The 23306-nt window shown below is 64.9% G+C and carries 17 protein-coding genes and 1 pseudogene; 5 read left to right on the top strand and 13 right to left on the bottom strand.

The features are described 5' to 3' along the window. Positions 1 to 57: 57 nt before the first annotated feature. The 12 genes from ACWGKN_RS08800 to ACWGKN_RS08745 all read right to left on the bottom strand — a co-directional run bounded on the left by ACWGKN_RS08800 (position 58) and on the right by ACWGKN_RS08745 (position 16732). Positions 58 to 2895 carry an AMP-binding protein gene (locus tag ACWGKN_RS08800; RefSeq protein WP_452095065.1) on the bottom strand — a complete coding sequence of 946 codons (2838 nt, stop codon included), beginning with the start codon at positions 2893 to 2895 and terminating at the stop codon, positions 58 to 60. 130 nt (positions 2896 to 3025) lie between these two features. Further along, entirely contained in the window at positions 3026 to 4315 is a 1290-nt protein-coding gene (locus ACWGKN_RS08795; RefSeq protein ID WP_452095064.1) for an MFS transporter, read from the bottom strand. Between the two features lie 165 nt (positions 4316 to 4480). Further along, the gene (locus ACWGKN_RS08790; RefSeq protein ID WP_452095063.1) at positions 4481 to 4750 is read right to left on the bottom strand and encodes a hypothetical protein; all 270 of its coding nucleotides are present in this window, start codon (positions 4748 to 4750) and stop codon (positions 4481 to 4483) included. Next, positions 4747 to 5418, bottom strand: coding sequence for an ABC transporter ATP-binding protein (locus ACWGKN_RS08785; RefSeq protein ID WP_035231870.1), 672 nt, complete (start codon positions 5416 to 5418; stop codon positions 4747 to 4749). Before ACWGKN_RS08785 ends, ACWGKN_RS08790 begins: the two co-directional genes overlap by 4 nt. A 3-nt stretch (positions 5419 to 5421) precedes the next feature. After that, on the bottom strand, positions 5422 to 6609 hold the full coding sequence (locus ACWGKN_RS08780) for an ABC transporter permease (protein ID WP_452095062.1): 1188 nt from the start codon (positions 6607 to 6609) through the stop codon (positions 5422 to 5424). Beyond that, complete coding sequence (locus ACWGKN_RS08775) at positions 6599 to 7588, bottom strand: hypothetical protein (RefSeq protein WP_035231872.1); 990 nt, start codon at positions 7586 to 7588, stop codon at positions 6599 to 6601. Before ACWGKN_RS08775 ends, ACWGKN_RS08780 begins: the two co-directional genes overlap by 11 nt. Continuing rightward, positions 7585 to 8241, bottom strand: coding sequence for a methyltransferase domain-containing protein (locus ACWGKN_RS08770; RefSeq protein WP_452095061.1), 657 nt, complete (start codon positions 8239 to 8241; stop codon positions 7585 to 7587). The genes ACWGKN_RS08775 and ACWGKN_RS08770 overlap by 4 nt, the downstream gene beginning before the upstream one ends. 562 nt (positions 8242 to 8803) lie before the next feature. Next, positions 8804 to 11866, bottom strand: coding sequence for an efflux RND transporter permease subunit (locus ACWGKN_RS08765; RefSeq protein ID WP_452095060.1), 3063 nt, complete (start codon positions 11864 to 11866; stop codon positions 8804 to 8806). Beyond that, the gene (locus ACWGKN_RS08760; protein ID WP_452095059.1) at positions 11863 to 13098 is read right to left on the bottom strand and encodes an efflux RND transporter periplasmic adaptor subunit; all 1236 of its coding nucleotides are present in this window, start codon (positions 13096 to 13098) and stop codon (positions 11863 to 11865) included. The genes ACWGKN_RS08765 and ACWGKN_RS08760 overlap by 4 nt, the downstream gene beginning before the upstream one ends. Then, positions 13095 to 14570, bottom strand: coding sequence for an efflux transporter outer membrane subunit (locus ACWGKN_RS08755; protein ID WP_452095058.1), 1476 nt, complete (start codon positions 14568 to 14570; stop codon positions 13095 to 13097). The genes ACWGKN_RS08760 and ACWGKN_RS08755 overlap by 4 nt, the downstream gene beginning before the upstream one ends. Positions 14571 to 15545: 975 nt before the next feature. Further along, positions 15546 to 16046 carry a DNA-deoxyinosine glycosylase gene (locus ACWGKN_RS08750; protein ID WP_035231880.1) on the bottom strand — a complete coding sequence of 167 codons (501 nt, stop codon included), beginning with the start codon at positions 16044 to 16046 and terminating at the stop codon, positions 15546 to 15548. Continuing rightward, complete coding sequence (locus tag ACWGKN_RS08745) at positions 16043 to 16732, bottom strand: HAD family hydrolase (RefSeq protein ID WP_452095057.1); 690 nt, start codon at positions 16730 to 16732, stop codon at positions 16043 to 16045. The genes ACWGKN_RS08750 and ACWGKN_RS08745 overlap by 4 nt, the downstream gene beginning before the upstream one ends. Before the next feature lie 257 nt (positions 16733 to 16989). On the opposite strand from ACWGKN_RS08745, the gene ACWGKN_RS08740 reads away from it, so the two are divergent. The 4 genes from ACWGKN_RS08740 to ACWGKN_RS08725 are packed head-to-tail and all read left to right on the top strand — an operon-like array spanning position 16990 to position 21096. Beyond that, positions 16990 to 17688 (top strand): cysteine peptidase family C39 domain-containing protein, encoded by a 699-nt coding sequence (locus tag ACWGKN_RS08740; protein WP_424255551.1) that lies wholly within the window; start codon positions 16990 to 16992, stop codon positions 17686 to 17688. Continuing rightward, on the top strand, positions 17685 to 19172 hold the full coding sequence (locus ACWGKN_RS08735) for a RimK family protein (protein ID WP_452095056.1): 1488 nt from the start codon (positions 17685 to 17687) through the stop codon (positions 19170 to 19172). Before ACWGKN_RS08740 ends, ACWGKN_RS08735 begins: the two co-directional genes overlap by 4 nt. Then, the gene (locus tag ACWGKN_RS08730; protein WP_035231883.1) at positions 19169 to 20404 is read left to right on the top strand and encodes a carboxylate-amine ligase; all 1236 of its coding nucleotides are present in this window, start codon (positions 19169 to 19171) and stop codon (positions 20402 to 20404) included. Before ACWGKN_RS08735 ends, ACWGKN_RS08730 begins: the two co-directional genes overlap by 4 nt. Continuing rightward, positions 20401 to 21096, top strand: coding sequence for an N-formylglutamate amidohydrolase (locus tag ACWGKN_RS08725; protein WP_424255555.1), 696 nt, complete (start codon positions 20401 to 20403; stop codon positions 21094 to 21096). The genes ACWGKN_RS08730 and ACWGKN_RS08725 overlap by 4 nt, the downstream gene beginning before the upstream one ends. A 140-nt stretch (positions 21097 to 21236) precedes the next feature. Here the strand turns inward: ACWGKN_RS08725 and ACWGKN_RS08720 are convergent, their stop codons facing one another. After that, the gene (locus ACWGKN_RS08720; RefSeq protein WP_052160203.1) at positions 21237 to 22292 is read right to left on the bottom strand and encodes a hypothetical protein; all 1056 of its coding nucleotides are present in this window, start codon (positions 22290 to 22292) and stop codon (positions 21237 to 21239) included. 496 nt (positions 22293 to 22788) lie between these two features. Here ACWGKN_RS08720 and ACWGKN_RS08715 point away from each other — a divergent pair. Further along, positions 22789 to 23139, top strand: a pseudogene (locus ACWGKN_RS08715) (transposase); the annotation flags it as partial. Positions 23140 to 23306: the final 167 nt, after the last annotated feature.

Below are 23306 nucleotides of genomic sequence, written 5' to 3'. Positions count from 1 at the left end.
CGCTTGTCAAAGCCAAAAAAGGGACAGCGGCGCCGGCCCCGATTTTTCATGGTGGTATCACGTGACGGGCGGCGGCCGGCCGATGTCCATCTGCGTCAGCGAGGTGTACTCCCCTGCCAGGTCCGGTTCGCCGAGGTGACGGAGGATCTCGGTGCGCACCCGGCCACGGAGATCGATGGCCGCCTGCCAGTCGTCGCCGGTCGGCCGGCAGGTCTCGGAGATGGTGATGTCCACCCTGCCGCGGCGGGGAAACCACGAGCCGCCACGCAGGATATTCCTCGTCCCGCGGATGGTGATCGGCACCACCGGCAGGTGCCGGCGCCCCGCCAGCACGAAGGCCCCCATCTGAAAAGGCAGCAGCCCCGGCATGCGCTGCAGGGTGCCCTCGGCAAAAAACAGCGGATTGGCGCCCCGCTCGGTGTCGGCGGCGATCTGTTCCACAGCCTCCAGACCCTTTTCGACATCGAAGCGGTCGACAAAGATCGTCCCCAGCCGTTCCAAGGCCAGGCGCAGGGCCGGGTTGCGTCCGAGTTCGGCCTTGGCGACGAAACTGCAGGGCCGGGGCAGGATCGCAGCCAGCACCAGGCTGTCGAGATAGCTCATATGGTTGCAGGCCGCGACAAAGTTGCCGGCGGTCGGAAAATTCTCGCTCCCGGCAACGGTGATCCTGATCCCGGTCAGCATCGCCAGCAGCCGCACCCCGCGCCGTGCCAGGCGCCAGGGTAGATCCCGACCCGGCGCCGCGACGATCAGGCCCCACAACGGAGCGCCGGTCAGTCCCAGGACCAGCCAGCACCAGCCGGCATAGAGCGTGGCCCCGACCCGGCGCCGCATCCTGCTGGTCAGCGGACCGAGGCTTGCGAGGCTCATCCGCAGCAGCTGCACCCAGACGGCGCTCTTTTTCCGGCCAATGCGGCCGCTCTCGTACAGTTCCCGGTTCGCCGCCCGGCGGATCTTGCCGCTCGAGGTCTTGAGCACCGCACCGGGCGGGACGATCACCACCTCGTCGGGGGCCAGGCCGAGCAGGTCGACGGTGACGGCATTGACCTGGCGGCGCAGGTTGTCGAGCTCCCTGTCCTGCCGTTTGCGCGATTCGGCGAGGACGATCAGCCGCTCGGTGCCGGTCCGGGGGTCCCTGCTGCCGAACACCGCCGTGCAGGTTTTGCGGATCCCGGGGATGGCGCTGACCGCATCCTCCAGTTCATGGGGATAGACGTTGCGTCCGCCACGGATGATGATGTCCTTGACCCGGCTGGTAATGTAAACCTCGCCTGCGGCGATGTAGGCCAGATCCCCGGAATCGAGCCAGCCGTCATGGAACAGCTCCCTGGACTTGTCCGGGTTGCGGTAGTAGCCGCTGGTCGCCGATGGCCCCTTGAACTGGAGCCGTCCCTCCCGCCGATCGGGCAGTTCGCGCTCGCCGTCGTCGACGATCCGGATCTGATGGCCGGGCAGCGGCCGGCCGCTGCTGACGAATTCGAACACCTTGACCTGGGGGTCGCCGGCGGTGACCGCCGCCCTCGAGGCCAGAAAGATGTCGCGGTCGATCCGGTCGATGACCGCTCCCCGGCTGGGGGGCGGGAAGGCCAGGCCCACCGACGATTCGGCCAGGCCGTAGACCGGGGTCGTGGCGGTGGCCCGGTAGCCGCAGCGGGCGAACCGTTCTTCGAAGCGACGCAGGGTGGCGGGGATCACCGGTTCGGCCCCGTTGAAGGCGAGGCGCCAGGAACTGAGGTCGAGTCTCTCCAGCTGCGTGCCGTCGAGCCGTGTGCAGCACAGTTCGTAGCCGAAATTGGGCGAAGCCGAGAGGGTGCCGCGATAGCGGTCGATCGCCATCAGCCAGCGTTCCGGGCGGGCGATGAACGACAGCGGCGGCATCACCACCAGGCGGCAGCCGTGATAGAGGCTGCCCAGCCAGGCCCCGATCAGGCCCATATCGTGATAGAGGGGCAGCCAGCTGACGAACACATCGGCGCTAGTCACCCCGCAGACCCGGCCCATCGCCCGGATGTTGGCCAGCAGATTGGCGTGGCTGAGAATGACCCCTTTCGGGTCGCCGGTGCTGCCGGAGGTGTACTGGAGGAAGGCGGTGGCGCTGGCCGCGATCGGCAGGGCGAACGGCGTCCGCTCGTGGCGGTACAGTTCGTCTATCGTCAGGACCTGCTCCAGCAGCGGGACCTGGCTCTTGAGCAGCAGGGCGACCGTCTTGACCTCGGGGACGGTGATGAGAATCCGGGCGCCGGCGTTGGCCAGAATCTTGCGGTGCCGGCGCAGGTGTTCCTCGATCTGGCTGGGCCGGGCCGGGGGATAGAGGGGAACCGGGACGCAGCCGGCATAGAGGACCCCGAAGAAACAGAAGAAATAGTCGATGCCGGTCGGCAGCATGATGGCGACGGTATCCCCCGGTTCCAGCGCCAGCGACTGCAGCAGAGCGGCCACCTGGCGCGCCCTCTCCCGCAGTTCGCCGTAAGTGATCAGCTGCTCCTCCTCGCCCTGGAGCAGGAGGATGTGACCGGCCGCGGGGTGGCTTCCGGCATGGAGTTCCAGCACCTCGACGAGGGTTGCGGCGGTATGGACCTCTGTCGCCGGTCCGGCGGAGCCGAAATCGGCCGGCCGCCGCCGTGGCTCGGTCGCCGCCGTCGGGGCGGAGGCAAGATGGCGCAGCAGGTCGCGCGGGGTCTCGGCAGTGGTCAGCGCCTTTTCCGGCAGCCGTACGGCAAAGGCTCGTTCCAGGCGGGCCAGCAGTTCCATGCGGGCCAGGCTGTCGAGGCCGAGGTCGCGGTCGAGGCGGCTGTCGAGGGTGATGTCGAGCCGGGACGCGGCCTCGGGATGGAGCTCGGCCATCAGGTGCGACAATATTTCCAACAGCACTTCGGGGGGCGTTGCCGATTGCATGGATGGCCTGGGGCGATGCGGGAGTTCAGGGGCGTCTGCCGTCCATGGCGGGACAGGCACGACGCCGGCTCGTGTCTGGTTCAAGTGTATAGCAGGATGGCGGGGATACAAAGGAAAATCGGCATCAAGGTCAAGAGGATACGCGGTTGGCCGGGAGATTCGCATCATCCTCCGGCACCCGGCTGAGCAGCCAGGCGCCGATGGCGAACAGGGCCAGGATGCTCAGCACCCCCCAGCGCGTGTCCCCCGTCATCCGTCCGACCGCGCCCATCAGAAAAGGCCCGGTGATCGCCGCGAATTTGCCGAAGACATTGAAGAAGCCGAAGAATTCGGAGCTGTGTTCGGCGGGGATGAGCTTGCCGAAGCAGCTCCGGCTCAGGGCCTGGATCCCGCCCATCGACGAGGCCACCAGGAAGGCGACGCCCCAGAAGGCGATGGTTCGCATCCCCATGTCGGTGATGGACGGCAGCAGGAAGGCGATGAAGGTGACGAGGCCGTAGACCGCGATGCCGGCCAGCAGCATCGTCCGGGCCGAAAAACGCACGGCCAGCCGACCGTAGAGCAGGACGAAGGGAAAGGCGACGATCTGGATGAACAGCAGCACCGCGATCAGCAGGGTGACGCCGAAGCCGAGATCGCGACCGTAGGCCATCGACATGGTGATGATGGTGTCGACCCCGTCGATATAGAAGAAATAGGCGAGCAGGAACAGGAAGGCCCGGCGGTGGCGGCGGATCTGCCGGAAGGTGGTGACCAGTCGGGCGAGGCTGTCGTGCAGCGGGGTGGCCGAGGGCGGCAGGTAATGGATCTGGCGGACATTTCTGACGAGCGGGATGGAGAAGGCGAGCCACCACAGCGCCACGACGATGAAGCCGATCTTGGTCGGGACCACCGGCAGGCCACTGGCCATGCCGGCCGAGAGCAGCAGCCCGATCACCGCCAGAAAGGGGATGACGCTGCCGATATAGCCCCAGGCGTAGCCGCGCGACGAGATTGTGTCCATCCGGGCGTGGCTGGTGACATCGGTGATGAAGGCGTCGTAGAAGATGATCGTCCCGGCCCAGCCGACCCGGGCCAGCACGAACAGGACGAGGCAGAGCAGCCACTGGCCTTCCCGGACGGCCGGCAGGGCCAGGTTGAAGCACAGGCCCACGGCGAGAAAAACGAGGAAAAAGAATTTTTTGCGGTGGCGGTAGTCGGCCATCGCCCCGAGGATCGGGGCCAGCAGGGCCAGGATCAGCGAGGCGGTCGAGTTGGCGAACCCCCAGTTGGCGGTCGACACCGCCGCCGGCAGGCTGCTTGCGGCATAATCCTTGAAGAATATCGGCATGATCGCCGTCACCATGACCAGGACGAAGGCCGAGTTGCCGACGTCGTACAGCACCCAGCTCTTCTCCTCGGTGGTCATCTTGATGCGCATTGCGGCATATCTCCTCGAATGGATACGTTCATCGCCTTGCCGTCTGCGGTGCGGCGACGGCCGCAGGCATCGACACGGATCGGCAACAGGATACTCTATCCGCCGTGATTGGGGAAAGGAGTTCCGGAGCGAGGCGGGGGAACTAGCGATCGACGGGCTTTGCCGCTATCGCCCTGGCGTGGCCGGCAGCGGGTCGTTATGGCATTTGATGCACCCCTTGAAACCGGGGTGCGATGTCGCCGGGGTGCCGTCCTGGCGGTTGTCGGGGGAATGGCAGCCGAGGCAATCGGCGTCGTCGGTGACGGAGACGTCGTGGATATCCGGAGCGTGCCGTATCGATGGCCCATGCATCCCCAGATAATAGCGATAGGCGCAGCCGGTGGTCGCCGCGAGGCCGATGACGATCGTCAGGGTCAGCATCCGTGTGGTGTTCATGGTCTGGTCTCCATTTTTCCGTCTTTGAGCGGGATGACCGTCTCGATCATCCCCGCCAGTTCCTGGTCATGGGTGGCGATGAACAGCATCGTCCCCCTGGCCGTGCACAGGGCGAGCATCAGTTCGACGAGGCGCCGGCTGTTGTCCGAATCGAGGCTGGCGGTCGGTTCGTCGGCCAGCAGGATCGCCGGGGCATGGGCGATCGCCCGGGCGAAGGCGATGCGCTGCAGTTCCCCGCCCGACAGTTCGGCCGGCAACGCCTTGTCGTAACCGGAGAGGCCGAACACCGCCAGCAGTTCCTCGATCCGCCGCTGCTGGGCGGCGCCGCGGATGCCGTTGAGTTCCAGGGGGAATTGCAGGTTCTCGGCGATGGTCAGCCACGGCAGCAGGTTGCCGGCCTGGAACACGAATCCCACCTGCCGCCGGCGGAAGAGGTTGCGTTGCCGGGAGCTGAGGGTGCAGATGTTGGTGCCCTGGTACAGGATGGCGCCGGCATCCGGCAGATCGAGGGTGCCGATGCAGTTGAGCAGGGTCGTTTTCCCCGAGCCGGAGCGCCCGGTCAGGACGACCGCCTGGCCGCCCTCCACGGCAAACGAGATGTCATGCAGCGCCGCCACATGGCCGCGGCCGGAGATGAAGTGCCTGGAGACTCCCTGGAGATCGAGCATCGGTTAGAAGTTCCTGAGTATATCCGCCGGGTTTTTGCGGATGATGTAGACTATCGGCCAGATCGAGGCGGCAAGGCCGAAGACCACGGCGACAAGCGGCGGGGTCAGCAGGGCCTCACCGGTCAGGCGGGGATAGAGGATGCCGGAGACGGCGAAATACTGGTTATGGGAGGTAAAGGTGCTGATATCGATGCCGGTATGGGCGAAGACGGCGGTCGTCAGCGTCCCGGCCAGGGTGCCGAGAGCGGCGGCGGCGATCGTCAGCAGGCCGATCTGGATGAGCAGGAGCAGGGCCGTTTCGCCGGCCTCGAGTCCCATGGCCTTCATTATCCCGTGTTCGCGGAGATTTTTCAGGGTAAAGATCAGAAACGAGCAGGAAATGCCGACGGCAACGATGGCGAACACCAGGGTGACGACGATCGCCATGCAGATATACTCCAGGTCGATCAGCTGTTTCAGGTCGGGCATGAACTCGGTCCAGGGGGTGAAGGTGCCGGCGGGGAACCGCTGGCGGTACCGGGCGACGGTGGTGTCGAGCGGGGTGTCGGCATCGAGGAAGAACGCCGCCGAGACACTGGCCGCACCGGCCGGCAGGGCGGCGGCCGGGCAGAATGCCATCCCCTGGTCGAGCTGGGTTATCCCTGTCCGGTAGAGGCCCGAGACGGTCAGCGATTTGAGCCCCACGCCCTGGCCGTCGGCGACCGTCACGGCATCGCCTACGGCCAGGCCGAGGCGGTCGGCGGTGTCCTGACTGATAGAGATCGCCGCCTCGCCGGCAACCGGGTACCTGCCGGCCACGGTTTTCCCCGGCAAGGCGGTGGCCTCCTGCTCGCGGTCGGGATCGATGCCGACCAGGGCCACCGGCTCGATCAGCGAGTTGTGTCGAAGAATGACCGGCAGGTGGCGCCGGACCAGGACGTGGCTCACCCCCGGCATCGCCAGCCGGGCGACGTCTGCCTCCCGGATACCGCTGGCGGCGATATGGCCGGAGAACAGCCCGGTGGAGTTGCGGATCATGGCGTCGTTGGTGCCCACCGCCAGGGCCGAGAGGAAGACGAGCGCCGCCACGGCGGTGACGATCATGAAGGAGAGGACCGCGGTGGCCCGCCAGGAGCGCCACAGGGTCACCGCCGCGATCTTCAGCAGGAAGGGATAGGGCATGGGGCGATCGGCATCCGGTTCAGTAGGCAACGGCGGCACCGATACGGCTGGCCACGAACAGCGCCGCCGGGTGGACCAGATCGTGGTGCCTGTCGAAAAACAGCGCCCGCAGCCCCTGTTCGATGGTCGTCATGGCCTCCGTTTTCAGCCGCGCGGCAAAATCCGGCCAGTCGGCGTACAGGCGGTCCGGGGTCTGGTCGGTCGGCAGCAGAGTCTGCAGCTGCTGCCACAGTTCTCGCGGTTCCCGGTGGACAATGATCGAGGCGACGTAATTGTGCCGCTGCTGCCGGACGTCGCGGAACAGATCGACGAGGTCGTCGAGAATCTGACAACCGATGCCGACCTGGAACAGGGCTTCCTGGACGGTGGCGGCTTCCGGCGGGAGATCGGCCTCGAGGACGGACGGAACCGCCCAGGGGGACTGGAACAGGACCCCGGTCTTGTCGTGGTGGATCCGGCCCAGGACGATCTCCGGGGCGATCCGCTCGGCGATCCCTTCCTCCTCGGCGGCCTCCTGCGCCCCGCTTAAGGTCAGGGCTCGCAGGGAGGCGGCGCTGGCCTGGAGGGCCAGGTCGACGGGGAGCGCATGCCTGTGGCAATGGTCGGCAAGGACGGCGAAGAGGACCCTGTCGGCGACCATGATATCGAGCACCGAACGGAAACGGTGTGCCGGCAACGGCAGGTCGGTCTCCAGGGTGGTCTTGTACTCGTCGTCGAGGAGGTTGTCGCAGCCGGTGACCATGCCGCGCAGGCACTGGTTGACCGCGGCGTAGAGGATCCGTCGTTCGGCCGGCACGCCGATCCGGTAATAGGAGTAGAGGAACAGCATCGAGAAGAAGTTGCGTGGCAGCGACAGGGTCGCCTCATCCGGCGGCGACAGGCGGATCGGCCCGTCATCGAGGATGGTGGCGGCGGTGCGCCAGAACAGTTGCAGGCCGGACCGGAGTTCCGCCTCCAGGGCGGCGATATCCGAGGCGGTGTCGGCAGTGACGTTCAGCAGTGTGTTCACAGTGGTCTCGTGGTGGAAAAAACGGCGATGTAGCCGAAATACCGGGCAACGATCCGGGGTGGCAGAAAACCTGATTCGCTCATCAACTCCGGCAGCACGCCACGGATATTCTCCGCAATCTGCGGCTGCAGGAACAACCAGCGCGACAGATGGGAGACCAGCGCCCCAATGAAGGTCGTCGGCGTGTGCATATCGGCGACGATCAGCCGGCCACCGGGCTTGAGGACCCGGAATGCCTCCTCGAGGCTTCGGCGTTTCAGGTCCAGCGGGACATGGTGGTAAAAGAGGCTGGAGATGACCGCATCGAAGGCGGCGTCCGGGAAGTGCAGGTCCTCGGCGGCCATCGCCTCGAACCGGCAATGGGGGGTGGCTCTTTTGGCCCGCGCGGCGGCGATCATCTTGCCGGCGGCGTCGATGCCGGTGATGCAGCCGCCCTGCCCGGGATCGAGGAACTGACTGATCTTCCGGCATTGCACCCCGGTGCCGCAGCCCAGATCGAGGATCTTATCCCCTGGTTGCGGGTCCAGGGCCTGGAGCACGGTGCGATCGAACTCGTCCTGGCGGTTGAGGAGGCACAGCGGTTCGAGCAGATCATAGACCGGTGCGGCGTAATCGAGGGTGCGGCCTCTGGTCGGGACTGACGGGACGGTCATGGCGTGGTTCCCGGTTGAGTGGGGTGGGGCTGTGACGTTCCATGGGGACAACGGTGCTCCCTGGACCTCAGCTTCACTATAGAACAGATGGCCGCAGAATGAATGAACGCGACGCAAAATAGCCGGCAAAGCCGTCGTTGGAAAAAACAACTATATGAATATACGAAAGAAAAAAACGAGAAAAAATCTCATTGACGAACCTCTTGCAAAAAGAACAGTTGCAGACTCAGTCATTTCGACCGGGAGGGAGAAATCGCATTGTCTTGAAAACCGAGATTTCTCGCTATCGCTTGAAATGACAACATAAATTATCTCGGCTTTCCGAGATGAGAGTGGGGCGTTCCGTGTGATTTTGTCATTTTACAAAAGGCTCAGACGGCTGAGAAATATCCCCGGCTGGCAGAGGTTTCGCGATGATGCGGGAAGAACCGGGCCTCAGTGTCGTCGTGACCGTCGCCCGAACCACGCTATCAGCAATGGCACCTCCTGCCGAGAGCGTCGATAGCCCTGGCGGAAGCTTGTTGTCAGCAGGCGCTTCCGGGCCCGACCGAGGGCGGGTGGACTACGCGGCGGTGCCCCCCTTGAGCCATCGCTGCAGCTCCTCCATATAGAGATAGAACACCGGAGTGACGTAGAGGGTCAGGGTCTGGGAGAACAGCAGGCCGCCGACCACCGCCAGGCCCAGCGGCTGGCGCGATTCGCCGCCGGCGCCGAAGCCGATGGCGATCGGGATCCCGGCCATCAGCGCCGACATCGTCGTCATCATGATCGGGCGGAAGCGGATGAGGCAGGCGGACAGGATCGCCTCCTCGGCGCTTTTGCCCTCTCCCCGGGCGGCGACGGCGAAGTCGATCATCATGATCCCGTTCTTCTTCACCAGGCCAACCAGCATGATGATGCCGACGAAGGCATAGATCGTCAGTTCGGTGTCGAACAGCAGGAGCGTCACCAGGGCGCCGAAACCGGCGAAGGGCAGGGCGGTGAGGATGGTGAGGGGATGGATGAAGCTCTCGTAGAGGATGCCGAGGACGATGTAGATGACGACGATCGACAAGAGCAGCAGCCAGCCCATCGCCGCCTGGGAATCCTGGAACTGTTTGGCGCTGCCCTGGAAGGTCGACTGGATGCCGTCCGGCAGGGCGGCGGTCAGCGTCTCCAGGCTGGTGACCGCCTCGCCGAGCGAGACCCCCGGGCGGACGTTGAAGGACAGGGTCACCGACGGCAGTTGGCCGGAGTGGTTGATCGACAGCGGCCCGATCCCCTGCCGTAGCCGGATCACCGAGGTCAGCGGCACCAGCCCGCCCTGGTCGGAGCGGACATGGATCCGTTCCAGGTCGTCGGCGTCGTCCTGGTACTGCGGCTGGACCTCCATGATGACCTCATACTGGTCGTTGGGGGCATAGATGGTCGAGACCGAGCGGCCGCCGTAGAAGTTGTAGAGGCTGTTTTCGATCCGGCGGGGCGAGACCCCGAGGAGCAGGGCCTGGTCGCGGTCGATCTCGATCTGCAGCTCGGAGTTCTTCAGCTGCAGGTCGCTCGAGACGTCGGTCAGGCCCGGCAGTTGCCGCATCTCCATCTCCAGCGCCGCCCCGGTCCGGTAGAGCAGGACGGTGTCGGTGGCCTGCAGGGTCAGCTGGTAGAGGCTGCGGGCGCGGCGGCCGCCGATGTTGATCGGCGGCGGGTTGACCAGCATGGCGCGGATGCCGGGCACCGTGTTGAGCTGCGGCCGCAGGTAGGCGATGACCTGGTCGGCGCTCATCTCCCTCTCCGCCCGCGGCCTGAGGGTGACCATCATCGTGCCGCTGTCGTCGACATTCATCATGAACCGCTCGACATTGGGGTTGCGGCGGACGATCTCGGCCAGTTCCTGCATGTGATCGACCAGCGACGGCCAGGAGATGTCCTGCGCCGTTTCGGTCGAGATGCTGATGAAATCGCGGTCCTCGGAGGGGATGAAGCCCTTCGGCACGACCCGGAACAGCTGGATCGTGGCGAGAAGGATGGCGAGCGACAGCAGCATCGTTGCCAGGCGATGGCGGAGGACGAAGCGGAGGCTGGTCTCGTAGACCGCGAGCGACCGCAGGTACATCCGCTCGGTGGCCTGGTAGAAGCGGCCATGGCGGATCCGGCGCTGTTCGCGGAGGAAGCGGCTGCCGAGCATCGGCGTCAGGGTCAGGCTGATGACGCAGCTGACCAGCACCGCGACGGCGATCGTCACCGAGAACTCGCGGAACAGCCGGCCGAGGATGCCGCCGAGAAACAGCAGCGGGATGAAGATGGCGGCGAGCGAGATCGTCATCGAGACGATGGTGAACCCGACCTCCCGCGCCCCGTCGATCGCCGCCTGCAGCCGGGGCTTGCCCATCTCCAGGTGGCGGACGATGTTCTCGAGCATGACGATGGCGTCGTCGACGACGAAGCCGACCGACAGGGTCAGGGCCATCAGCGAGATGGTGTCGATCGAGTAGTCGAGCAGGTACATCACCGCGAAGGTGCCGAAGATCGACATCGGCAGCGACAGGCTGGGGATGATGGTCGACGACAGGTTGCGGATGAAGAAGAAGATCACCAGCACCACCAGCACCAGGGTGAGGAGGAGGGTGAACTGGACGTCGTCGACCGAGGCCTTGATCGACCTGCTGGCATCGCGCAGCACGGTCATCCGCACCGCCTCCGGCAGGTTGTCGCGGAAGGCCGGGAACAGGTCCTTGGCCAGTCCGGCGACCTCGAGGGTGTTGCTGCCCGGTTGTTTCTGGATGGCAAGGAAGATGGCGGTGGAGCGGTCGCGGGGGGTGTACATCCAGGACTCGTCCTCGTCGTTTTCGATGCCGTCGACCACCGTCGCCACCTGCTCCAGGCGGATGGCACGGCCGTCGCGGACCGTGACGACGATCCGGCGGTACGGTTCGGCCGAGGCGATCTGGCCGTCAACCTTGAGGGTCATCGTCCGCTGCGGCCCGCTCAGCTCGCCCATCGGGATGTTGACGTTCTGGGCGTTGATCGCCGCCGCCACCTGGTCGGCGTCGAGGTCGAAGGCCAGCAGCGCCGCCGGGTCGAGCTGGACCCGGACCGCGTATTTCTTGGTGCCGCGGATCGATACCTGGGCGACGCCGCGGAGCATCGAGATCCGCTCGCTCATCGTCTGGGCGTACTGGTCGAGGACCGACATCGGCACCGACGGGCTGGTCAGGGCGATGAACATGATCGGGATGGCGGCCGGGTTGATCTTGCGGAACGACGGCGGCGACGGCATGTCGTCGGGCAGGCGGGAGACGGTGCGGGCAATGGCGGTCTGGATGTCCTGGGCGGCGGCGTCGATATCGCGGTCGAGCGAGAACTGGATGGTCAGCTGCACCCGGCCGGTCGAACTGACCGAGTTCATCGAATCGATGCCGGCGATCGCCGAGAACTCCTTCTCGAGGATGGTCGCCACGGTCGAGGCCATGGTCTCCGGGCTGGCGCCGGGCAGCGAGGCGGTGACCAGGATGGTCGGGAAATCGACGTTGGGGAGGTCGGCCACCGGCAGCAGGCGATAACCGATCAGGCCGGCGAGCATGATCGACACCATCACCAGCACCGTTGACACCGGTCGGCGGATGCAGAGATCGGAGAGCCCGCCGGTCATCGGCCGCCGTCCTTCCGTTGTGCCTTTGCGCCGCCTTGACCATCGGTCCCGGTCCCGGTGCCGGCCGGCTGGTCGCTCCGGTCCTCGATCCGGCCGCCGTCGACCAGCTGCAGGTGGCCGTCGGTCACCACCCGTTCACCGGCGGCGAGCCCCTTGTCGATCACCGTCTCGCTGCCGAACCTGATCCCGGCGGTGACCTGGCGGAAGGCGACGGTGCCGTCGTCCCTGACGATAAAGACATGGGCCCCGTCCTGGCCGATCTGCACTGCCGGGCTGGGGACGACGGGGACGTTGCGGCGGAGGCCGAGCTGGAGCGTCACCGCCGCCAGCCTGCCCGGCCACAGCTCCCGGCCGGCGTTGGCGAAGTCGGCCTTCAGCCGGATGGTACCGCTGGCCGGATCGATGGCGTTGTCGATGAAGGCGAGGGTCCCGGTGGCGACCGCCGCCTGGTGGCCGGGCAGGGCGACCTCCACTCCAAGGGCGCTCTGCCGCATCGCCTGCTGCACTTCCGGCAACCGTTCGCCGGCGATATCGAAGGCGACGCTGACCGGCGCGATCCGGTTGATGGTCACCAGCGGCACATCGTCGCCGGCCTTGACCAGGTTGCCGGCATCGATCACGATCTCTCCCGCCAGACCGTCGAACGGCGCCATCAGGGTGCAGTACTGGAGGTCGAGGCGGGCGCTGTCGACCGCCGCCTGGTCGGCCTGGACAGTGGCCTTCAGGCTGGCGACCCGGGTCGCCGCCTGGTCGGCCTGGGTCTGGGAGACGTACCCCTTGCCGGCAGCGGGGAGGTAGCGTGCCATCTCCCTGGCGGCATTGTCGAGTTCCGCCCGGTCCTTGGCCAGCAGGGCCTCCTTCGCCTTGAGCTGGGCCTGATAGGGACGGGGATCGATGCGGAAGAGCAGGTCGCCCTGCCGCACCTCCTGGCCCTCGGTGAAGTGGACCGTCTCCAGTATCCCGTTGACCTGCGATTTGATCCCCGCCGAGGCCGAGGCCTCGACCCGGCCGGTGGCCGCGATGACGACCGGGATATCCTTGGTACGGCAGAGGGCGGTGGTCACGGCGGTGGCGGCCCGGCTGCCGCCCCCTTTCTCCGGTTCCCGGCCATTGCCGGAACAACCGGCGAGCAGGAGGAGGACGAGGGCGAAAGCCAGGGCCGGCCGCGGCAGCACCCGGCACCACCAATGGAACGAAGGAGAATACGGATATTGAAGGCTGACGTTGGTCATGGGGCTGTCCCGGTGGCAGGGGGAATTGATTGGGTGGTGCCGGCGGCGGCAACCGGCGCCGGTTCCCCGGCAATCTGCCAGCCGCCGCCCAGGGTCTTGTAGAGGGCGATGACGGCGACCGCCAGCCGCTGGTCGCTGACGATCAGCTGCTCCCGGGCGGCAAAGAGGGTGCGCTGGCTGGCGAGGACGTCGGTGAGGTCGGCCAGCCCGGCGGCGTACAGGCCCTCGTTGAAAACCAGGGCCTGACTGCCGGTCTCCACCGCCGCGGCCAGTCGGCTGCGGGTCTCCTGCTCGCTGGAGTAGTTGACGAGGGCGGTTTCGGTCTCGAGCAGAGCGGCGAGCACGATCTTCTCGTACGTGGCCTGCATCTCTTCCAGCGCCGCCTCGGTGATGGTCACGGCGGCCCGGAGCCGGTCGCGGTTGAACACCGGCAGGCTGACCGAGGGGCCGATCGACCAGAAGCGGCTGTTCGTGCTGACCAGGTCGGACAGGCTGGAACTCTGCAGGCCGATCAGGCCGGAGAGCGAAAAACGGGGGAAGAGGTCGGCGGTGGCGACCCCGACCTCGGCGGTGGCTGTGGCCAGAAGGCGTTCGGCCTGGCGGATATCGGGGCGGCGGCGGAGCAGATCGGAGGGGAGGCCGGCCGGCAGGGTGGGCGGCAGGGTGAACGCAGGAGCGGCGTTCGCCAGGCGACGGGCCATCTCGGTCGGCGGCAGGTCGAGCAGCAGCGCCAGCTGGTTGCGGCCGGCGGCGATCTTCTGTTCCAGGGCCGGGATCTGGGCGGCGACCAGGGATTTCTGGGTCTCGGCCCGGGCGGCCTCGAGAGCGGAGGCGAGACCGAGCTGGCGGCGGCCGGCGACGACCGCCAGGGTCTTCTCCTGGGCCGCCAGGGTGTTGCGGGCCGTGGCCAGCAGGCGCTCGCTGCCGCGCAGTTCGAAATAGGTGCGGGCCACCTCGGCCTCGAGCGAGATCAGGATATCACGACGGTTCTCTTCCGAGGCGGCCAGGGTGGCGGTGGCGGCCTCGATGGCCCGGCGCCGGCCGCCGAAGAGGTCAATCTCCCAGGCGGCGTCGAAGCCGGCCTCGTACAGGTCGCGGCTGCCGCCATCGGTGCCGGCATTGTCGCTGCGCCGGGCATGGGTCGAGCCGGCGCCGGCGTTCACTGCAGGGGAGGCTTCTGCCGCCGTCTGCCGCAGTCGGGCCCGGGCGGCGGTGATCCGGCTGGCGGCGATGCGCAGGTCGTGGTTGGCCTCGATGGCCCGGTCGACGAGGCGGCTGAGGATGGGATCGTCGAACAGGCCCCACCAGCGTTGGGAGTGGTCGGCAGCGGCAGGAGCCGCCAACTCCTGCCCGCCGCCCCAAGTGTCCGGCAGGTCGGCGGCCGGCGGCCGGTATTCGGGACCGACCGGGGCGCAGGCGGCGTGCAGCAGCAACAGGAGCCAGGTACCGGGAAGGAGAAAGAAACGCCGCATGGGATATCGGGAAATCAGGAAATTTGACTGGATGGATGACTTCGCGTTATGGCTGGGGATCCGTGCCGAAAAAATCGCCAATGCGTTTTCAAGCATCAGTTGATAATACCTTTTTCGGTGAGAATTCCAATTTATCTCTTGATCGAGGCGTTGCGGAATGGATGGCTGTCTGCCCTGTCATCGCCATCTTCCCCCTCTGTCGCCGCGACCGGCGCCCCTGCCATCGCGACCGGCCCCCGCTGTCGCCGCGACCTGCCCTTCTGTCACCGCGACCTGCCCTTCTGTCACCGCGATCGGCCCTTCTGTCATCGCGACCGGCCCCCCGCTGTCATCTCGACCGCCAGGGAGAGATCTCCTTCGGCCATCATCAACCACGAGAAGGGGGCATCCTCGACAACACGAGATTTCTCGCTATCGCACGAAATGACAGCGGGGGGCGGCATCCCGGCCCTCGCCCTACCGGGAACAACGAGGTTTCTCGCTTCGCTCGAAATGACATGAAAGATAAGGTCGAATTACCTTGATATGACAGGGCTGTTGGGTCAGCGCGAATCGCCGCCGAGCCCGGCGGCGACCAAGGCCAGGAGCTCATCGGTGCGGGTGCCGTTGTCCCTGGCTATTGTCTCGATAAGCTGATTATGAGGAAAAGAGCGATTACGGCTGTGGTCGAGACATTTCTGGTCATCATGATTGCACCTCGTTATGGGGGAAATAAAAAAGGATTGATGTCACTGTGGGCTGATGAGTTGCAAAGACGCTGCCAGAAATGCAGCGATGGAAAATGACCACCTATGTCCCTATGTTTACGTCTAATATGTGTATGGCGCCGAGCGCGGCGGTTTGCCGGCAGGATCGGTACGGTGGTGAATGAGTATTCAGTCTGGGGGGCCGGATGGGTAAGATTTACTCAGCTGGGACCACCCGAACCGAGGCCGCAATGGCACGGATGGCTGCCGCCAGGAGGCAGGGCGAACCTCAGGTCATCAGGGCGCGGCGCCAGCGGGCCAGTTTCTCGGCATAGCTGCAGCCGGCGTTGGCCGGACTGGTCGAGGGCAGGCGATGGAAGGTGAGAGGTTGCTGTCCCAGATCGAGAAACGGCAGGATGCGGCGGCGGAAGGTGGCCTCGGCGGTGCCGCCGTTGAAGCAGATCGTGGCGATGAGGTGGTGGGCGGCGAGGAAGCGGGCGAAATCGTTGACCTGAACCGACTCCGGCTCGATGTCGCTGTCGAGGCTGGTGGGCCGCCGGCAGTTGCCGATGACGTCCCACAGGGCGATGCCGTGGTCGGTCAGCAACCGCAGCCGTTCATCATAGGGCAGGTCGGAGGCGGCGCCGAAGACTTCGGCGATGATGGGCCAGAAGGCGTTGCGGGGATGGGCGTAGTACTGCCGTTGCCTGAGCGACTCCCGGCCGGGGATGCTGCCGAGGATCAGCAGCCGGGCGTCGGCCGCGGCCACCGGCGGGAAGCTGGCGATCATTGGCGGGGGATGTTTGCCGTGTCGCCGCTCTCTGTCTGGCGCAGCCGGGCCACCAGACCGGGGATGGCCAGCGGCGCATGGACCAGGTGGTGGGCGCCGTGGGCGGTCAGCTCCTCGACGCTGCCGAAACCGTAGGTCACGCCGATGCCGCCGATCCGGCAGGCGGCGGCGCCGATCATGTCGTGCTTGCGGTCGCCGACCATCAGGGTCTGAGCCGGGGCCAGCCCTTCCTGCTCCAGGATATGGCCGATCAGCTCGCTCTTGTCGCACAGGCTGCCGTCGAGCCGGGCGCCGTAGATGGCGGTGAAGAAGGGGGCCAGCTCGAAGTGGTGCAGGATCTGGCGGGCGAAGACCTCGGCCTTCGAGGTGGCGAGGAACAGCCGGCAGTCCTGGTCCTGCAGTTCGGCCAGGGCCTCGGGAATGTCGTCGTAGACCTGGTTCTCGAACTTGCCGATGCGGTCGAAGCGGTCGCGGTAGTGGAGCACCGCCTCGCGGGCCAGGTCGGTCGATCCGTCCGGCAGCAGCACGGTGAAGCTCTCGAGCAGCGGCGGGCCGATGCAGAACAGCAGTTCGTCGGCCGGCGGTGCCGGTCGGCCGAGCTGCTGCAGGGCGTACTGGACGCAGCGGGTGATGCCGAGGCTGGAGTCGGTGAGGGTGCCGTCGAGGTCGAAGAGGATATTGTGCATGGCTGTCGGGTGGTTGGAGGATTGCATCGCCAGGGATGGGGGCTGGTTCCGGCCGCAGGTGGCGTCGTGCCGGTGCCGGGAAAACAGATATCATACCCGATCGGCGCCGAATCAGAAAGGCGGGAAATCCATTGCCGCTGTTGCCGGGCCGGGAATTCGCCGAAGAAGTCATTGACGGCCGCTTCCTGCCTCTGGCATGATGAAGTATCACCGGTCCGACCATCGCCGGACAATGCGTTTTCCTCAGGATGAATGGCATGGAACTGACGATCCTCCCTCAGCCCGACGACAATTCCTGCGGCCCGACCTCGCTCCACGCGGTCTACCGTTATTACGATCTCGAAGTCGAGCTGAGCCGCCTGATCGAGGATATCAAATCGCTCGAGACCGGCGGCACCCTTGCCGTCTACCTCGGTATCGACGCCCTGCGGCGCGGCATGGACGCCACCATCTACTCCTGGAACCTGAAGATGTTCGACCCGACCTGGGCCGCCCTCGATCCGCCGGCCCTGATCGCCAAGCTCGAGAGGCAGCAGGAGTACAAGAACAAGAAGCGCTTTGTCCAGGCCAGCCAGGCCTACATCACCTTTCTCCAGCGGGGCGGCCGGATCCTCTTCGACCCGTTGACCCCGGCGCTGCTCAAGAGCATCCTGCAGCTGTCGATTCCGATCCTGACCGGCCTTTCCGCCACCTATCTCTACAACTCGATGCGGGAGGTAACCCGCGGCAAACGCTCGGTCTACAACGATATCAGCGGCGAACCGATGGGCCATTTCGTCGTCCTCACCGAGTATGCGGCAGTCGATATGGTCCGGATCGCCGATCCCTACAGCGGCAACCCCTTGAGCGTCTCGCAGTACTATACCCTGCCGGTGCAGCGGCTGATCAACGCCATCCATCTCGGCAGCGTGACCTACGATGCCAACCTGCTGATCGTCCAGCCGGCGAGGCGATGATGCACAAGGTCATCGTCGTCGACAATCCCGAGACCTGGAAGATCAAAGGGGCGAACCTGGCGATCGTCTCCTCCCACGAGTACCTGACCAACCCCGACTGGGCCAAGGCCAGAAAGCTTCGGGTCTTCAACCTCTGCCGCTCCTACAGCTACCAGTCGAAGGGCTACTATGTCTCGCTGCTGGCCGAGGCCCGCGGCCACAAGCCGATCCCGACGGTGCGCAACATCCTCGATGTCCAGAAGCCCTTCGTCATCAAGATGATCTCGGAGGACATGGACAGCCTGATCCAGCGCCGCCTCAAGGACCTGCGCTCGGACGAGTTCATCCTCAGCGTCTATTTCGGCCGCAACCTGGCCGAAAAGTACGACGACCTCAGCAACCTGTTCTACCGGATGTTCCGCGTCCCCTTCCTGCGGGTCCGGTTCGTCCGCAGCACCAGCCGGCTGTGGCACATCAAGAGCGTCAGGACCATCTCGGCCAAGGACATCCCGGAGACTCACTTCGATTTCGTCCTGCGCCGGGCCGAGGACTATTTCTCGCAGAAACGCTACGGCTCGGGCAAGCCGGGGGCGCATGTCGGCCGCTACGCCATGGCGATTCTCTACCGCGACGATGACCCGGCCCCGCCCTCGGACTGGAAGGCGATCCAGAAGTTCGTCCGCTACGGCGAGAAGGCCGGCTTCAACGTCGACGTGATCTCGGTGAAGGACTACAACCGCCTGCTGATGTACGATGCGCTGTTCATCCGCCAGAACACCCACGTCAACAACGAGACCTACCAGTTCGCCCACCATGCCCAGCGGGAGGGGATCGCCCTGCTCGACTATCCCGAGTCGATCCTCAAGATCAACAACAAGGTCTATCTCGCCGAGATGCTGCAGTCGGCCGGGGTGGCGACGCCGAAGACGATGATCGTCCACCGCCGCAACCGCCACCTGGTCGAGTCGACGCTCAATTTCCCCTGCGTGCTGAAGCTGCCCGACTCCACCTTCTCGTTCGGGGTCAAGAAGGCCGAGACCGGCGCCGAACTGGAGAAGCTGATCGAGGCGATGCTGAAGAAATCGGAACTCCTGATCGCCCAGGAATTCATCTTCACCGAGTTCGACTGGCGGATCGGCATCCTCGACGGCGACCCGCTCTTCGCCTGCAAGTACCTGATGGCCAGGAACCACTGGCAGATCTACAACTGGGAGGCGAAGAAGGGCAGCGAGGTCTCCGGCGGCTTCGAGGGGGTGCGGCTGGCCGATGTGCCGCCGGCGATCCTCAAGATCGCGAAAAAGGCGGTGAAGCCGATCGGCCTCGGCCTCTACGGCGTCGATATCAAGGCCGTCAAGGGCCGGCCGATCGTCATCGAGATCAACGAAAACCCGAACATCGACGAGGGGGTCGAGGATTTCGGGGAGGGGGATGTCGTCTACCGCCGGATCATCGACGCCTTCATGCGGCGGATCGTCGAACGCACCGGGGGAGAGGCGGCGATATGAGTGCGGCGGCCGCCCTGCATCTCTTCGCCGCCTTCGGCCTCGAGATCGAGTACATGGTGGTCGACCGCGCCAGCCTCGACGTCCGGCCTCTGGTCGACCGGCTGTTCCGCGATTTTGCCGGCCGCCAGGTGTCGGATGTCGACAACGGGGCGATCGCCTGGTCGAACGAGTTGGCGGCCCATGTGCTCGAGCTGAAGACCAACGGTCCGACCGCCGACCTGCAGCGCGCGGCCGCCGATTTTCATCGCAATGTCGAGCTCATCGACGGTCTGCTCGCCCGTCACGGCGCCATGCTGCTGCCGGGCGGGGCCCACCCGTGGATGGACCCGGGGCGGGAGATGGTGCTGTGGCCGCACGACGCCCATGAGATCTACGACCTCTACAACACCATCTTCGACTGCCGCGGTCATGGCTGGGCCAACCTCCAGAGCGCCCACCTCAACCTGCCGTTTCATGGCGACGCCGAGTTCGCCCGGCTGCATACCGCCATCCGCCTGCTGCTGCCGCTGATGCCGGCGCTGACCGCATCATCGCCGATTCTCGACGGCCGGCCGACCGGCTGGCTCGATTCGCGGCTCGACGTCTACCTCCACAACCAGGACCGCCTGCCGGCCCTGACCGGGCGGTTGATCCCGGAGCCGGTCACCAGCGAGGCCGAGTACGAAGAGCGGATCTTCGCCCCGATCATGGCGGCGATTGCGCCCTACGATCCGGCGGGGATCATGGACCGCTATTTCCTCAACGCCCGGGGGGCGATCGCCCGTTTCGACCGCGGGGCCATCGAGATCAGGATCCTCGACACCCAGGAATGCCCGCTGGCGGACTGCAGCATCGCCCGGTTGCTGATCGAGTGTCTGCGCTCCCTCGCGGCCGGGGAGTGGTCCGATCCCGGCGCCCAGGGTCGGGTCGATACCGAACGGCTGCGCCGGCTGTTCCTCGCCGTCATCCGCCAGGGGGGGGAGACGATGGTGGAGGATCGGGACTACCTGCGGTTGTTCGGCTTCAACGAGCGGGAGATGCCAGCGTGCGCGGTCTGGGCCGGGCTGTTCGACCGCTGCGCCGGGGCGATCGATGCCGGCAGCCGGGCGGCCCTGGCGGTCATCCTCGACCAGGGATGCCTGGCGAGTCGCATCCTCCGCGCCCTCGACGGCGACAGCCGCCGCGAGCGGCTGCAGGCGGTCTATCGGCGGCTGGCCCGGTCGCTGGCAACCAACACGCAGTTTGTGCCATGAGACTGCTGCTCAGCTGTGAACATGCCTCGCCGCTGATTCCCGAACCGTATGGCGAGTTGCTGGCCGGCGCCCGCCATCTGCTCGATTCCCACCTCGGCTTTGATATCGGCGCCGCCACGGTCTGCCGGGGGCTGGAGGGGTTGGCCGAGGCGGCGTTCTACGGCGGGTGCAGTCGGCTGCTGATCGACCTCAACCGTTCCCTGCACCACCGGGGGTTGTTCTCCGAGTTTTCGAGGCACCTTTCGCGGGCCGCCAAGGACGAGATCGTCGCCCGCTACTACACCCCGTTCCGCAATGCCGTCCTGGTCGCCGTCGAGCGGGCCCTGGGCCAATATCGCGGGCTGGCGCACATCGCCGTCCACTCCTTTACCCCGATCCTGAACGGGGTTGTGCGGTCGAACGATTTCGGCCTCCTCTACGATCCGCGGCGGCAGGGGGAGAAGGAACTCGCCCGGCGGCTAATGGCGGCGATGCGGACCACTGACCCGGAACTGTCGATCAGGATGAACTCTCCCTATCGCGGCGTTGCCGACGGCCATACCACTGCCCTGCGGCGTCGCTTCGGCGACGGGGGCTATCTCGGTCTCGAGGTGGAGATCAATCAGAATCTGGTGGTGGACGACCGCGGCCGTTCGGCCGTCGCCGCGCTGCTGACCGAGGCCCTGCGGCAGTGTGGGATCGGCCGGGGCTGAGGAGGGAAATACTGCTACATGCTGCCGGTGCTCAGGCAGCGGGAACCGTCCGGCTCCGGTGGCGGGAGGAAGATGAAGCCACCGGAGCCTGAGGTTGGTCGACGAGGCGGAGACGCCGGTCGTCGGATCATCGGGGCCGATTACTTGTTTTTATTGCCCTTGCCATTATTGCCCTTGTTGCCTTTTCCATTGCTCTTGACGGGCTTGCCTTTCTGGGAATTTCCGGCTTTGTGCGGTTTTCCGCCCTTGTAGACCGGCGGGCCGGATTGCCGGTATACCTTGTGTGCCGGCGGGCCGCCGACCTGGCGATAGTGCGGCGCTGCCGGATAGACGGCGTCGTAGTGTTTGCGCGATCCCTTCGACGATTGAGCCCGGATATTCCATTTTTTCTGTTTTTCCCAGTACCGGTTTCGTTCCCAGCTCTGCCAGTTGCGCTCGACTTCGTGGTACGAGACATGGTGGTAATCCCAGTACTGGTCCCGCCAGCGCCGTTCCCGGTAAAATCGCCGCCACTCCCGGGGGATATCGCGGTAGAAGACCGGGACGTGCTGGTAGTAGACCCAGCCGGAGCTGTAGCTCCGGGAGCGGTACCAGCGGCTCTCCCACGATCGCCACCACCAGCCGTCAAAGAAGTAGATGTCGATGTCGATGCCGGGCACGGCGTAGACATAGGTCTCGGGAATGACCACCAGTTGCGGTGGGCGATGAAAGGTGACGGGCGGCGGGGCGGCGACGCTGACATCGACATGGACCGACTCCGATCGCCGCAGGCCGTCGACGTACCAGGTTGTCTCCCGTTCCCAGTACCGCTCTTCCTCCCAGTCCCGCCAGTTCCGCCTGACCTCCTGGTAGGCGATGGGTCGATGGTCCCAGCGGTAGTCCCGCCAGCGGCGTTCGCGGTACCAGCGCCGCCACTCCCGGGGGACGTCGCGGTAGAAGACCGGCTCGCTCTCGTAATAGACCCAGCCCGAATCGTAGCTCCGGGAGCGGTACCAGCGATCCTCCCAGGTCCGCCACCACCAGCCTTCATAGAAGAAGATGTCGACATCCACATCCGGGACGGCATAGACATAGGTCTCGGGGATGACGACCATCTGCGGTGGGGCGGCGAATTCTACGGGTGGGGGCACGGAGATGCTGATATTGACATCCACCCGCGCCGCCGCCGGCAGTGAACATGTCAGTATCACAGCCAATAAAAATGTTCCTGGAAATATCTTTCTCATTGTGTGCTCCTCAATACATCGCTGTTCTGGCTCTCTCAGGCCTTTTATCCATCCGGTCTGTTGTTGTTCCGGCCGACGAGACAAGACCGGAAAAGGTTGATTGTTAGTTCAAGCGCGCCCAATACCTTGAGGGGCCGGCCATTTTGAGACGTATTCAATGGATATGCTACACGAAAACATCACAATGTCCACCTGGATGATATTGTGTCGCGCGTCCAGGCATCAGCCACCGGGGTAATGTTATATACGTTTGACAATGGCGAATCGTCACATGTTTCTTGATTGAACTGGTTGAAAAATAGCAAAAATTTTTGTATCTGAAGAGGCTTTTGCAAAACTCCTTGAAAGGGAGCGAGGAAGAGTGGGCGACAGAACGAAAAAATGATGATAATATATTGAAATAATTGAGCTTCATGTGATTTTCCGGTACATTTTGTTTACCAACAAAGAAAAACGGAGAATCAGCATGAAGCTCGAAGAGAAAGTATCATGGTTGATGGGGAGATTACAACGAAGTTTGTTTCCCCAACTTGAACAATGTTGTGTTTCTCCACTCTCCGAGCAAGAGAAACACCTGGTAAAGGTCCTTGAGGTCATTGAAATAGAGCGCCATATTCCGAAGAATCAGCAGTGGACAGGTCGACCAGCGGCAGAACGCCGAGCGATTGGCCGCAGTTTTGTGGCTAAAGCGGTGTTAGGCTATCCACATACCAGGAGTCTCATCAATGAGCTGCGTGCCCGCCCCAATCTCCGCCTCATCTGCGGTTTTACCAAACAACGGGACATCCCGTCGGAATCGACGTTCTCACGAGCTTTTGCCGATTTTTCCAGCTGTGAACTGGGCGCGGTGGTTCACGACACGCTGGTGCAGGATTATTTACAAGGAGAATTGATCGGCCATGTCAGCCGAGATTCCACAGTCAACTTTTTAAAAATTATTCCATTGATTGTAGCAGCAGCTACAATATACATATTGATGGTTCG

It is taken from the genome of Desulfoprunum sp. (assembly GCF_053613775.1).
This window is presented reverse-complemented; position numbering and strand designations above follow the sequence as displayed.

Excerpts from the sequence above, each read along its gene's own strand:
- ACWGKN_RS08735 (WP_452095056.1), top strand. The coding sequence starts at position 17,685 with ATGATGCACAAGGTCATCGTCGTCGACAATCCCGAGACCTGGAAGATC.
- ACWGKN_RS08755 (WP_452095058.1), bottom strand. The coding sequence starts at position 14,570 with ATGCGGCGTTTCTTTCTCCTTCCCGGTACCTGGCTCCTGTTGCTGCTG.
- ACWGKN_RS08770 (WP_452095061.1), bottom strand. The coding sequence starts at position 8,241 with ATGACCGTCCCGTCAGTCCCGACCAGAGGCCGCACCCTCGATTACGCC.
- ACWGKN_RS08760 (WP_452095059.1), bottom strand. The coding sequence starts at position 13,098 with ATGACCAACGTCAGCCTTCAATATCCGTATTCTCCTTCGTTCCATTGG.
- ACWGKN_RS08725 (WP_424255555.1), top strand. The coding sequence starts at position 20,401 with ATGAGACTGCTGCTCAGCTGTGAACATGCCTCGCCGCTGATTCCCGAA.
- ACWGKN_RS08790 (WP_452095063.1), bottom strand. The coding sequence starts at position 4,750 with ATGAACACCACACGGATGCTGACCCTGACGATCGTCATCGGCCTCGCG.
- ACWGKN_RS08750 (WP_035231880.1), bottom strand. The coding sequence starts at position 16,046 with ATGATCGCCAGCTTCCCGCCGGTGGCCGCGGCCGACGCCCGGCTGCTG.
- ACWGKN_RS08795 (WP_452095064.1), bottom strand. The coding sequence starts at position 4,315 with ATGCGCATCAAGATGACCACCGAGGAGAAGAGCTGGGTGCTGTACGAC.
- ACWGKN_RS08745 (WP_452095057.1), bottom strand. The coding sequence starts at position 16,732 with ATGCACAATATCCTCTTCGACCTCGACGGCACCCTCACCGACTCCAGC.
- ACWGKN_RS08740 (WP_424255551.1), top strand. The coding sequence starts at position 16,990 with ATGGAACTGACGATCCTCCCTCAGCCCGACGACAATTCCTGCGGCCCG.
- ACWGKN_RS08800 (WP_452095065.1), bottom strand. The coding sequence starts at position 2,895 with ATGCAATCGGCAACGCCCCCCGAAGTGCTGTTGGAAATATTGTCGCAC.
- ACWGKN_RS08765 (WP_452095060.1), bottom strand. The coding sequence starts at position 11,866 with ATGACCGGCGGGCTCTCCGATCTCTGCATCCGCCGACCGGTGTCAACG.
- ACWGKN_RS08730 (WP_035231883.1), top strand. The coding sequence starts at position 19,169 with ATGAGTGCGGCGGCCGCCCTGCATCTCTTCGCCGCCTTCGGCCTCGAG.
- ACWGKN_RS08785 (WP_035231870.1), bottom strand. The coding sequence starts at position 5,418 with ATGCTCGATCTCCAGGGAGTCTCCAGGCACTTCATCTCCGGCCGCGGC.